The 10,690-nt window shown below is 49.8% G+C and carries 13 protein-coding genes; 10 read left to right on the forward strand and 3 right to left on the reverse strand.

The window, feature by feature from the left end; translation table 11 throughout:
• The first annotated feature begins 204 nt into the window (after positions 1-204).
• Genes H2C83_RS07995 through H2C83_RS08020 form a run of 6 tightly spaced genes read left to right on the forward strand, consistent with a single transcriptional unit; the run spans position 205 to position 6,282 of the window.
• Positions 205-978, forward strand: coding sequence for an enoyl-CoA hydratase/isomerase family protein (locus tag H2C83_RS07995; RefSeq protein ID WP_376766351.1), 774 nt, complete (start codon positions 205-207; stop codon positions 976-978).
• 20 nt (positions 979-998) lie between these two features.
• Positions 999-1,793, forward strand: coding sequence for an enoyl-CoA hydratase-related protein (locus tag H2C83_RS08000; protein WP_181739533.1), 795 nt, complete (start codon positions 999-1,001; stop codon positions 1,791-1,793).
• A gap of 50 nt (positions 1,794-1,843) precedes the next feature.
• On the forward strand, positions 1,844-3,040 hold the full coding sequence (locus H2C83_RS08005) for a Leu/Phe/Val dehydrogenase (RefSeq protein ID WP_246333811.1): 1,197 nt from the start codon (positions 1,844-1,846) through the stop codon (positions 3,038-3,040).
• Positions 3,012-4,121 carry a pyruvate dehydrogenase (acetyl-transferring) E1 component subunit alpha gene (gene pdhA, locus H2C83_RS08010; protein WP_246333812.1) on the forward strand — a complete coding sequence of 370 codons (1,110 nt, stop codon included), beginning with the start codon at positions 3,012-3,014 and terminating at the stop codon, positions 4,119-4,121. Before H2C83_RS08005 ends, pdhA begins: the two co-directional genes overlap by 29 nt.
• Positions 4,118-5,095, forward strand: a complete 978-nt coding sequence (locus H2C83_RS08015; protein ID WP_181739538.1) for an alpha-ketoacid dehydrogenase subunit beta — start codon at positions 4,118-4,120, stop codon at positions 5,093-5,095. Before pdhA ends, H2C83_RS08015 begins: the two co-directional genes overlap by 4 nt.
• A gap of 14 nt (positions 5,096-5,109) precedes the next feature.
• Entirely contained in the window at positions 5,110-6,282 is a 1,173-nt protein-coding gene (locus H2C83_RS08020; protein ID WP_181739540.1) for a dihydrolipoamide acetyltransferase family protein, read from the forward strand.
• 32 nt (positions 6,283-6,314) lie between these two features.
• Here H2C83_RS08020 and H2C83_RS18125 read toward each other — a convergent pair whose 3' ends face one another.
• A complete protein-coding gene (locus tag H2C83_RS18125; RefSeq protein ID WP_281364121.1) occupies positions 6,315-6,440 on the reverse strand; it encodes a hypothetical protein in 126 nt (41 codons plus the stop codon).
• A 455-nt stretch (positions 6,441-6,895) separates the two neighbouring features.
• Between H2C83_RS18125 and H2C83_RS08025 the strand changes: the two genes are divergently transcribed.
• The 4 genes from H2C83_RS08025 (at position 6,896) to H2C83_RS08040 (ending at position 10,010) form a co-directional block, all read left to right on the forward strand.
• Positions 6,896-7,600, forward strand: coding sequence for a response regulator transcription factor (locus H2C83_RS08025; RefSeq protein ID WP_181739542.1), 705 nt, complete (start codon positions 6,896-6,898; stop codon positions 7,598-7,600).
• A complete protein-coding gene (locus tag H2C83_RS08030; RefSeq protein WP_181739544.1) occupies positions 7,597-8,967 on the forward strand; it encodes a sensor histidine kinase in 1,371 nt (456 codons plus the stop codon). Before H2C83_RS08025 ends, H2C83_RS08030 begins: the two co-directional genes overlap by 4 nt.
• Positions 8,968-8,999: 32 nt before the next feature.
• Positions 9,000-9,269 carry a hypothetical protein gene (locus H2C83_RS08035; protein WP_181739546.1) on the forward strand — a complete coding sequence of 90 codons (270 nt, stop codon included), beginning with the start codon at positions 9,000-9,002 and terminating at the stop codon, positions 9,267-9,269.
• 147 nt (positions 9,270-9,416) lie between these two features.
• Entirely contained in the window at positions 9,417-10,010 is a 594-nt protein-coding gene (locus tag H2C83_RS08040; protein ID WP_181739548.1) for a PepSY domain-containing protein, read from the forward strand.
• Between the two features lie 61 nt (positions 10,011-10,071).
• On the opposite strand, the gene H2C83_RS08045 is transcribed toward H2C83_RS08040, so the two are convergent.
• Both H2C83_RS08045 and H2C83_RS08050 read right to left on the reverse strand, forming a co-directional pair.
• Entirely contained in the window at positions 10,072-10,233 is a 162-nt protein-coding gene (locus H2C83_RS08045; RefSeq protein ID WP_181739550.1) for a hypothetical protein, read from the reverse strand.
• Entirely contained in the window at positions 10,230-10,439 is a 210-nt protein-coding gene (locus tag H2C83_RS08050) for a hypothetical protein (RefSeq protein ID WP_181739552.1), read from the reverse strand. Before H2C83_RS08050 ends, H2C83_RS08045 begins: the two co-directional genes overlap by 4 nt.
• Positions 10,440-10,690: the final 251 nt, after the last annotated feature.

Here is a 10,690-nt window from a genome sequence, read left to right on the forward strand (position 1 = left end):
CAACAAAAAAGGCTGTTGACCTTCTTTTGTCAACAGCCTCAGCGCCTGAAAAGGCGCTTTTCTTTTTGGTTGCAATATTTTTAGCCAAACAACGTTTTAACGTGCGGAACTGACAAACATTCGACGGTTTGATAAAATAAAAACGTATCAATAAAAAAGAAGTTTTTATCCTGATGTAATCGCTTTCTCGAGGAGGGTGTTTCATTGAATCAGAATATGCTGATTATCGAAAAAAAGGATCATGTTGTCAAGATTAGTCTGAATCGTCCCAAAAAAATGAATGCATTAAATACGGAGATTATCAGAAAGTTGGCTGATACGCTGGAAGAACTGGATCGGGACAGCCATGTCCGCGCAATCGTCCTGACAGGCAATGAAAAAGCGTTTGCGGCAGGTGCCGATATTAATGAACTGGCTGCGACCAAACCGGTGGAATTTGTTCTGAAACAGTTTTTCCGGGACTGGGAACGGATTCGCACGATTTCCAAACCCCTGATCGCGGCTGTTAACGGGTATGCCCTGGGGGGAGGAAATGAACTGGCAATGTGCTGCGACATGATTATTGCTTCTGAAACGGCAAAGTTTGGGCAACCGGAAATCCTGCTCGGAGTTATTCCGGGGGCTGGAGGGACCCAGCGCCTCACTAAAGCAATTGGCCGGGCAAAAGCGATGGAAATGGTATTGACCGGAAAGACCTTTTCAGCAGCAGAAGCATTGGCGTGGGGATTGATTAATCGTGTTACGGCTCCGGATGAGGTGGAAAATGAAGCGCTCAAGCTGGCCCATGAGATTGCCGCCAAGCCTCCGGTTGCCGTGCGACTGGCAAAACAGGCCATCAACAAGGCGCAGGAGCTTCCGTTGGATCATGGGCTCAATTTTGAACAAAACGCTTTTTACTTGCTGTTTTCCTCTGAGGATCAGCAAGAGGGGATGCAGGCATTTTTGGAAAAGAGAACACCCCGGTTTCGCGGGAAATAAAAACATCGGGAGGCAGCAAAATGGATGAACCAGCAGTAAAGCTGGCAATAAAGGAAAATGTCGGGATTATTCGATTAAACCGCCCGCAAGTCTATAACGCGATGAATAATCAGATGAGCCGGGAACTGATCGAGGCATTGGAGGAAACCGGGAAAAACCCGGAGGTGCGGGCAGTGATCCTGACGGGGGAAGGAAAAGCATTTTGTTCGGGACAGGATCTGAATGACCGTACGGTTGTACAGGAACAGGAGGAACCATTATCGCTGGGCGAAAGTGTTCGGACCCGTTATAACCCGATGATCCTGGCGATTGCCGAAATGAAAAAACCGGTTGTTGCCGCCGTAAATGGCGTGGCGGCGGGAGCCGGTTGCAGTATCGCTCTGGCCTGCGATTTTCGTATCATTACCCCCGGAACCCGTTTTATTGAAGCATTTGCCAGAATCGGGCTTACCTTGGACAGCGGTTCCAGCTATTTTCTGCCTCGCCTTGTCGGTTTGGGAAAAGCGCTGGAGATTGCCATGACCGGGCGGGAAGTGGGTGCCGAAGAAGCCCTCCAAATTGGCTTGGCCAACCGGATTGTTGAAGCGGACAGGCTGCAGGAAGAAGCTTTCGCCTTTGCCCGGAATCTGGCAAAAGGCCCCACCGCAGCGCTCGGATTAATCAGGCAGTCGGTATATAAAGGAATGGAAAGTACGCTTTCGGAAGCACTTGAAAATGAGGCGAACGCCCAGGAAACAGCCGGAAAAACCCGGGATTTTCGGGAAGGAGTACAGGCTTTTATAGAAAAAAGGAAACCGAACTTCCGGGGAAAATAAGCTCACACTGGTATGATCAGGCATATGATAAGTTGAAGAGATTTTCAGGCTTGTCAGTCAACACGGAAAAAGTGGAGATGATATGGATGGGAAGCATGAAAATCGATCAGATGAGAAGGTCTGATGATCAGAAAGAAGTGCATATGCGTGATGTATTTGAAATGATGGATCAGTATGGGCATGAACAGGTTATTTTTTGCCGCAATCCCCAAACCGGTCTGAAAGCGATTGTTGCCATCCATGATACGACCATGGGGCCGGCTTTGGGGGGGTGCCGGATGCTTCCTTACTCTTCGACGGATGAAGCTTTGGAAGATGCCTTGCGATTATCGCGAGGCATGACTTACAAAAATACCCTGGCAGATACAGATTTTGGCGGGGGAAAAATGGTTGTGATCGGGGATCCCCAAAAAGACAAATCTCCGGAATTGTTTCGGGCCATTGGCCGTTTTGTGGGCGGATTAAACGGCCGTTTTTATACGGGAACCGATATGGGCACCCAGCCGGAAGATTTTATCCATGCGGCACGAGAGTCGGATTCTTTTGTCGGTTTGCCCAAATCCCATGGAGGAACCGGGGATACATCCATTCCGACTGCTTTTGGCTTATTGCAGGGGATGCGGGCAACCGCCCGTTTTTTATGGGACACCGATCAGCTTGCCGGCCGTACCGTTGCCATTCAGGGGATTGGCAAAGTAGGCGAACGGTTGCTGGGGCTGTTGATTAAAGAAGGCGCTTTTTGCATCATTGCCGATCTCGACAGTGAACGCTGCCGAAAGTTCAGGATGAAATATGGTGACCAGGTGCAAATAGCCGATGTTGGTTCCATTCACAAGGAAGATTGTGATATCTTTTCACCGTGTGCCCGCGGCGGTGTGATCAATGATGAAACCGTTGATGAGCTGAAATGCCTGGCGATAGCGGGTTCAGCCAACAATCAGCTGGCGGATGACCGGCATGGCGATCTGTTGCATGAAAGAGGCATTCTGTATGCACCGGATTATCTGGTCAATGCAGGAGGAGTTATTCAGGTAGCCGGTGAGTTGGAAGGATATCACGAAGAAAGGGTGCTTGCCAAAACCAGGGCGATTTATGAGATGTTATTGGCAATTTACCGGAGGGCAAAAAGTGAGAATATTTCCACTTGCCGGGCGGCGGACCGGTTGGTGATTGAACGGCTGGATAAAGTGGCTGGTCTTCGCTGTATTTTATTGGGGGATGACCATAACAGGCCGGGGAGGCGGTGAAACCATGATCGAGCAGTTGAGAAGGGACTGTATCCGTCATCTTTCACCAGATGGCACCCTGACTGAAACCGGAAAGGAAATATGGAATCGCTTGGACAGAGACAGGAAAAAAAACTTTTTTCAATGGATGACCCTCGTTCGCCACTTTGACCGGCGGATGATTTTGCTGCAAAGGCAAGGAAGAATCGGGACTTATGCTCCACTGGAAGGGCAGGAAGCGGCACAGGTGGGGAGTGCCTTGGCTCTCCAGAGAAAAGACTGGATTTTTCCCAGCTATCGCGAACACGGAGTTGCCATGATTGCCGGAATGCCTTTATCGCAAATTTTGCTGTATTGGATGGGGAGGGTCGAAGGGTGCAAGGCGCCGGAGGGAGTGCGAATTTTCCCCCCCTCCGTACCGATTGCCACCCAAATCCCGCACGCAGTTGGAGCGGCCTGGGGTTTTAAACTGAAAAAAGAGGATGGAGTCGCCGTTGCCTATTTTGGAGACGGGGCGACTTCTGAGGGCGACTTCCATGAAGCTTGCAATTTTGCGGGGGTTTTTCAGGTTCCGGTTATTCTTTTCTGCCAAAACAACGGATATGCCATCAGCGTCCCCTTTTCGCGCCAGTCTGCTTCAAAGACGGTAGCTGAAAAAGCAAAATCCTATGATTTTCCCGGAATCCGGGTTGATGGAAATGATGTCCTGGCTGTTTACGACGTGATGCTCCAAGCCATCGAACGGGCGCGTGCCAGGAAAGGGCCAACCCTGATCGAGGCTGTGACCTATCGGAAAGGCCCCCATACGACGGCTGATGATGCTACCCGTTATCGCCCGCAGGCGGAAGTTAACGAGTGGGTTCACCAGAAAGATCCGCTGTTGCGCTATACCCGCCTTTTAAAAAATGAAGGGCTGTTAACCGGAAAAGAAGAGAAAGAATGGGAACAAACCTGTAAGGAAAAACTGGATCTTGCCATTATTGAGGCGGAAAAATTCCCCCCTGCCCCTCCGGAACATTTATTTGCCCATGTCTACGGCAACTTGCCGTCCAATGAGCGGAAACAGAGACAAGAACTGGTGCAAAAGAGGGATCGTGTATGAAGGAAATCACTATGGTGCAAGCCATTTGTGATGGATTGAGACTTGCTTTGGAGTCAGACTCCCGTGTCCTGATCCTGGGTGAGGATGTGGGGAAAAATGGCGGTGTTTTTCGTGCAACGGACGGCTTGTGGGAAAAGTTTGGCGATGAACGGGTGATCGATACGCCACTTGCTGAATCGGGAATTGTCGGGACTTCCATCGGACTTACTGTCAATGGATTTCGTCCAATTGCCGAAGTGCAATTTATGGGCTTTATTTACCCGGCGGTGGAGCAAATCGTTTCGCATGCCGCCCGTTTAAGGACGCGGACCCAGGGAGCATATCCTGCCTCTTTGGTAGTGCGTATCCCTTACGGCGGCGGAATTCGTGCTCCCGAATTGCATTGTGATTCAACGGAAAGCCTGTTTGTCCATGTTCCCGGGCTGAAAGTGGTTACACCTTCAACCCCCAGAGAAGCCAAGGGATTGTTGCTGGCCGCCGTTCAGGATCCGGACCCTGTTCTTTTTCTGGAACCGATGCAGCTTTATCGTTCTATAAAGGAAGAAGTTCCCGAAGGGTGGTTTGAAATTCCGATTGGCCAGGCCAGGAAAGTGCTGGATGGTGAAGATATCACCCTGATTTCGTGGGGAACGATGGTTCCGGTCGCTGAAAAAGCGGCGCGGGAATGGGAGAAAAAAGGGGTTTTCTGCGATTTGATCGATTTGCGTTCCCTGTCGCCTTTGGATGAAGAAACAATCATTGCTTCTGCCAAAAAGACCGGACGGGTGGTCATTGTCCACGAAGCTCCCAGAACATTGGGGCTGGGTGCGGAACTGACAGCACTGATCAATGAGCATGCATTTCTGTATCTCGAAGCGCCGGTTGCGCGGGTAACGGGCTATGATGTACCAGTGCCCATGTTTGCCCTGGAAGATGACTTCCGCCCGGATGTGCAAAGGGTTTCTGAGTCCATTCGCCAGGTTGTTTCTTTTTGAGGGGGGAAATCAGGATGGCTGTTGCGTTTCGTCTGCCAGATATCGGTGAAGGCGTCCATGAGGCCGAAATTGTCCGCTGGCTTGTCCGGGAAGGGGAACAGGTGGAAGAAAATCAGCCGGTGCTTGAAGTACAAACGGATAAAGCGGTTGTTGAATTGCCCGCCCCGACTGGCGGAACAGTGACCCGATTAAATTGGAAAGCGGGAGAAACGGTATCGGTAGGGGAAGTTTTGTATGTGATCAGGCAGGATTCGGCAAATAAGCCGTCATCTTCTTCTCTGGCCCGTAAAGCAGACAAAAAGCGTGTGCTGGCGACACCCTCTGCCCGGCGTCTGGCACGGGAATACGGGATCGACCTTTCTTTAATCACAGGAACGGGTCGACATGGACAGGTTACCAGGGAGGATGTGCTCCGGTTTCTGGAAGAAAAAGGAGGAATGGAAGAACACCGGATCTTGCGGGAGGCGACGAAAACAAAAGAGGTGATTGTGCAGGACCTGACCCCGATACGGCGCGTGATTGGTGAACGTCTCCAATATTCCGTCATCACCAAGCCACACGTCACCCATTTTGATGAACTGGAGGCAGATGGGCTGGTACAATGGTATCAAAAGCAGAAATCGTACACCGGCACCGATGGGAAACTGCCAAAACTGACCTATACGGCTATTTTAGCCAAACTGGTCGCTATCACGCTGAAGCATTACCCTCGAATAAATGCCCATTATGATGAGGAGAAGCAACAGATCCGGAAATTTGCTTCTGTTTCGTTGGGCATTGCCACAGATACATCCCGGGGATTACTGGTTCCTGTCCTGCGGAAGGTTGAGCAGAAAAACATGAATCAACTCGCTTCAGAAATCCATACTTTGACAGAACTGGCGAGAGAAGGGGAATTGACGCCTGAGCAGATGAGAGGCAGTACATTTACGATCAGCAATGCGGGTGCTCTGGGCGGGAAATGGGCCACTCCCATTATTCAACCGCCGGAAGTGGCGATCTTGGCCTTGCACCCTGTTGAAGAAAAACCGATTGTCCAAAATGGCCGGATTGCGGCGGGATGGCGGATGAATGTTTCACTCAGCTTTGACCATCGGGTATTGGATGGAGCCGATGCGATCCGGTTTACACAGACATTGGGCAAGTATACGAAAGATCCCGGCCTGTTGTTGCGGGAATTAACATGATTCCAGGCTGGTTGTTGGAACAACAGGATATTTCAGTTTATCACGGAAAAGCAGGCCGGGTTTACCGACCTGCTTTTTTGCAAGTATTTCCCGTTCGCCTTACTGACCGGAGCATCTGCCAGTGTTTCCATCACCAATTGCCGGCTCAAAACAAACAAAGCGGAACGCCCTGCTCATGCTTTGTTTGTTTTCCAGGTTGTTGACTTGTTGCTGTTCTGTTGACTGCGTTCTCCGCCCATGGTAACGTCCGGTTCTGCACAGGTACAAACCAAAAAGCTTGTTGCGACAGGGGTGTTTTTAATCATTGCGACCTACGCCGCTAATTGTTGGCGGAAATATTGACTTTGAAGAAGGAAGATACCCCTTGGCAGCTGCGGGCGTTACCGGGAGCAGCAAGCAGAAACGGGGAAAGGCGGGGATGAATTCGTTCCATTTTACAGAGTATCCTTTGGAAACCAAAAAACGAACCCTTTGCTTCGCACTTCGGTTTTTGGGTAATCATTCTCTCATATCCCGGTGGATGTCCGTTTTCTCATCAATTTCTAAGAACGGCGGGTTATGATAAAACCAGGCGGAGTATCAGCAAACAAAGACAAGAAAGGCGGGGATAGGAATGGGAGCAGATCAGGTCCGTATTCTCATTATTGAGGATGAAATCAATATTGCACGAGTATTGCAACTGGAATTGGAGCATGAAGGATATATGGCGGAGATTGCGGGTGACGGGATGGATGGATTGACACGTGCAATTGCGGGAGGATGGGATCTCATCCTGTTGGATATCATGCTTCCCGCTCTTAATGGGATCGAGGTGTTGCGGCGCTTCCGGCGACAGGATCAACAGACACCGGTATTGCTCTTAACCGCGCGGGATTCGATTCCCGATAAGGTGACCGGCCTGGACCAGGGAGCCAACGACTACATCACCAAACCCTTTGAGATGGTGGAAGTGTTGGCACGCATCCGGGCAAACTTGCGTTACCGAAAAGGGAGTCACGAAGAGGACGCATCCCGACCTCTTCAGGTGGGGGATCTTTATTTGGATCCCAAGACCCGCCACGTCCGACGGGGAGAGTGGGATATCCGCCTGACACCGCGGGAGTTTGACTTGTTGACATATCTGATGCGGCACGCTGGTCAGGTGTTGGAGCGGGAACAGATCATTCAGGAAGTTTGGGGCTTTGATTTTGCCGGAGATACCAATATAGTTGATGTATATATACGCTACCTGCGTCAGAAAATCGATAAACACGTACCTGCTCCCATGATTCACACAGTACGCGGGGTCGGGTACACTTTACGGGAGCATGTCGGATGAGTCTTTCGCGGAAAATACGACTTTTTACTACCGGGATGATGTTGCTGCTGTTGATCGGTGTCAGTGCCGGGGTATATCTCTTGTTTCAGGCACAGGTGACGAAAGCGGAAGTGGAGCGGCTGGAAGGAAAAACGGAAAGCATTGTCCGTGCGGTTAACCTCATCCTGGACAGGGGGCAGGAGGCACAGCCGATAACGGCGCTTTTGCGGGCGTACCTGCCCGAAAACGGCATGATCCGGGTAATCAGTTCTGAAGGAGTCGCACTGCTAACAGTAACGGAACAGCCAGATTTGACGGACGAGGTTTCACCCCGGTTTCAGGATAAACAGTCCCATCGCTTTTTCCGACGGGAGGACGGGCGCTATCTGACGGTTTATTATCCCCTGGTCTGGGAAAACGGGAATGTTGCCGCGTTGGAAGTGACGGAAAGTCTGGATCTGGTGGAAGAAAGTCTCCGGATTTTGTGGTGGGTACTGGTGTTTGCCACCCTGCTCATCCTTATCCCAACCATCATTGGCGGAACAATTTTAAGCCGCCTGATCCTGCGTCCCATCCATTCCTTGATCCGGACAATGGAAGCCAACCGGCGCCAGGGGATCTTTCAGCGACTTCAATGGAATAAGCCAGTCAAAGATGAACTTGGCCAAATGGTTGCCACCTACAATAAGATGATGGACTGGATGGAGAAAAGCTTCCACAAACAACAGCAATTTGTATCGGATGCCTCCCACGAATTAAAGACTCCCTTGACCGTAATTGAAAGTTATGCCAGCTTGCTCAAACGCTGGGGCCGGGAGAAACCGGAAGTCCGGGAAGAAGCATTGGAAGCGATTCTCGCCGAAGCCAGGCGGATGAAAGCTCTGACGCATCAGATGCTGGACTTGGCCCGGGATGATACCTTTGATCTGATGCATTTTCAGCGGGTTGATCTGGGCAAGCTGTGCCGGGAGACGGTCCGTCCTCTCATTCGGACAACGGGGCGTGCTATTGAGGTAACAATGGATGGAACGCAACCGGTGATTGCCTGGGCGGATCCGGAGAAGCTGAAACAACTGTTGTTTATCCTCGTGGACAATGCTTTGAAGTACAGTAAGGATAGCGTGTTTGTGAACATCACCGCGGATGCTGACGGCGCACGGATTCATGTGGAGGATCAGGGTATCGGCATTCCGAAAGAAGATCAGGAGAAGATCTTTGAGCGCTTTTACCGGGTGGATAAAGCACGCAGCCGGCAAACGGGGGGAAGCGGCTTGGGGCTTTCTATTGCCAAACGGATTGTGGATGCCCATCGGGGAAAGCTTTCCCTGACCAGTGAAGAAGGGAAAGGGACAGTGATGACAGTTACACTTCCCCCTTCCCTGCAGTAAGGCTGATGCCATGGCACATGCCAGTCTGATTTGTGGGTTCTCTTTTTCTCATCAAACTTGTCCGATTCAGTTGGCAAGCAGTTGCCGGTGAGAAATTAAATGACAAAGGTATCCGGCAAATCTGTAAATTGAAAACCGGAAGGCTTCCGGGCGGAAACTCTAACATTGCGCTGGATGCCGACAATGGGAAGATGATGGCTATTGGTTTTGCAAGATGGATTTGTAAACGGAAAACAGGAAGCGGATGTGGAGATATGTGTCCGGCAGATTTTTTCTTCCCGTCTGTTGAACTGGATGATTGAGAGAAACTGGTGATTACGGAGGTTGCTGTCAAAAGACAACTTTAATGAAAATCCCATCAGTTTCTCATCGTTTTCTCATACGCCTCACCCGGTTTTTTTAATCGGCTGCCGTATGATGATCATGACAACAGCAAAGGAGTGAAAAATATGAGCAAAACATGGTTGGCAGTATTGACCGGAGCCGTTGTGATCGCGGGATTGGGATTTGGTATTAATCAAATATTTGCCGGTGAAGGAAATCCGGCCCTGACGGAGAAAGAAGCGGCGCAAAAAGCGGAAGAGCGCTATCCGGGAACGGTCAAGGAGATCGAACTGGATGACAAGGGAACCCGTCATGTGTATGAAATTGAATTGCTTGGTTCAAATGGGGAATATGAAATCAAAATGGATGCGGGTACGGGTGAAATTCTGAAAGTGGAGCAAAGCAGGACGACAGGGACAAAAGCAAGTGATGATGGCCGCAAAGGTGATGAGGTGGACGATGTCAGAGATGATCAAGGAGGCAAAAGTCAACCGGCTCCGGAAAAGTCAGCCACAGAACAGAAGCGCATCAGCTACGAACAGGCAAAAAATATTGCTTTAAGCAAGTTTAACGGCAAGATTGGAGAGATTGAACTGGATGAAGACGATGGCCGCTGGATTTACGAGGTGGAAATTAAAAAAGGGAGACAGGAAGCGGACATGGAGATTGATGCTTATACGGGTAAAATCCTGTTTATGTCGATCGAAAACGACGATTAACTGTGCCAAATTTCGCACAAGGCGGTTATTTGTATTTGGATTGGACAAACAATTTTTAATATTAAGGAACAAATTGAAAGTCAGGGGACAGGCCAATGAAATGCGGTTTCACAGCGTGGAGGTTAGGCACCCGGGCTTTGCGCCATGAGTGGATCGAAGCAGGCTTGCGGGGGTTCGTAACGCCTGCTTTTTCTTTTTCGGATTTACCGGCTTTGTTACTCAATCTCCAACCCCCTCAACGCCAGCCCAAACGGTTTCTTTGGACAAAGACCGGGCCATCTCCTGTTTTCGCTGGCAATGACTTGTTGGAGAATTCGAAGATGCAATTTTCAGAAGCGTGGCGATGTCAATGTCGCAAAATGAAGTCCTGAAAATCAACTCTTCTGACAGTCTGAAACACGCTGGTAAAACCGGTCCAGCCTTTTGCATAAAATTTTCTCCTTCCATTCAAACCAAATACAGACGAAGATATCTGTATACGGTGTTTATGCTGGTAATGTGATGCTTTCTTACTTAAAAACCTCAAATTTTTTCAAAAAAACTCTTGCACAATGATCATGTTTGTGTTAAATTAATTTCTGTCGCCGCAATGAGCGGCCCGAAAATGAAGAGTACGCACCTTGAAAATGAGATATGGAAGAAGCATGACGAAAGAGGAGATGGATCGACAGATCCTTTTC

Origin of the sequence: Thermoactinomyces mirandus (assembly GCF_013868055.1) — a bacterium.
Classification (GTDB): Bacteria; Bacillota; Bacilli; order Thermoactinomycetales; family Thermoactinomycetaceae; genus Thermoactinomyces; species Thermoactinomyces mirandus.

Excerpts from the sequence above, each read along its gene's own strand:
- H2C83_RS08025 (WP_181739542.1), top strand. The coding sequence starts at position 6,896 with ATGGGAGCAGATCAGGTCCGTATTCTCATTATTGAGGATGAAATCAAT.
- H2C83_RS08020 (WP_181739540.1), top strand. The coding sequence starts at position 5,110 with ATGGCTGTTGCGTTTCGTCTGCCAGATATCGGTGAAGGCGTCCATGAG.
- H2C83_RS08000 (WP_181739533.1), top strand. The coding sequence starts at position 999 with ATGGATGAACCAGCAGTAAAGCTGGCAATAAAGGAAAATGTCGGGATT.
- H2C83_RS08040 (WP_181739548.1), top strand. The coding sequence starts at position 9,417 with ATGAGCAAAACATGGTTGGCAGTATTGACCGGAGCCGTTGTGATCGCG.
- H2C83_RS08050 (WP_181739552.1), bottom strand. The coding sequence starts at position 10,439 with ATGCAAAAGGCTGGACCGGTTTTACCAGCGTGTTTCAGACTGTCAGAA.
- pdhA (WP_246333812.1), top strand. The coding sequence starts at position 3,012 with ATGACCATAACAGGCCGGGGAGGCGGTGAAACCATGATCGAGCAGTTG.
- H2C83_RS08030 (WP_181739544.1), top strand. The coding sequence starts at position 7,597 with ATGAGTCTTTCGCGGAAAATACGACTTTTTACTACCGGGATGATGTTG.
- H2C83_RS08015 (WP_181739538.1), top strand. The coding sequence starts at position 4,118 with ATGAAGGAAATCACTATGGTGCAAGCCATTTGTGATGGATTGAGACTT.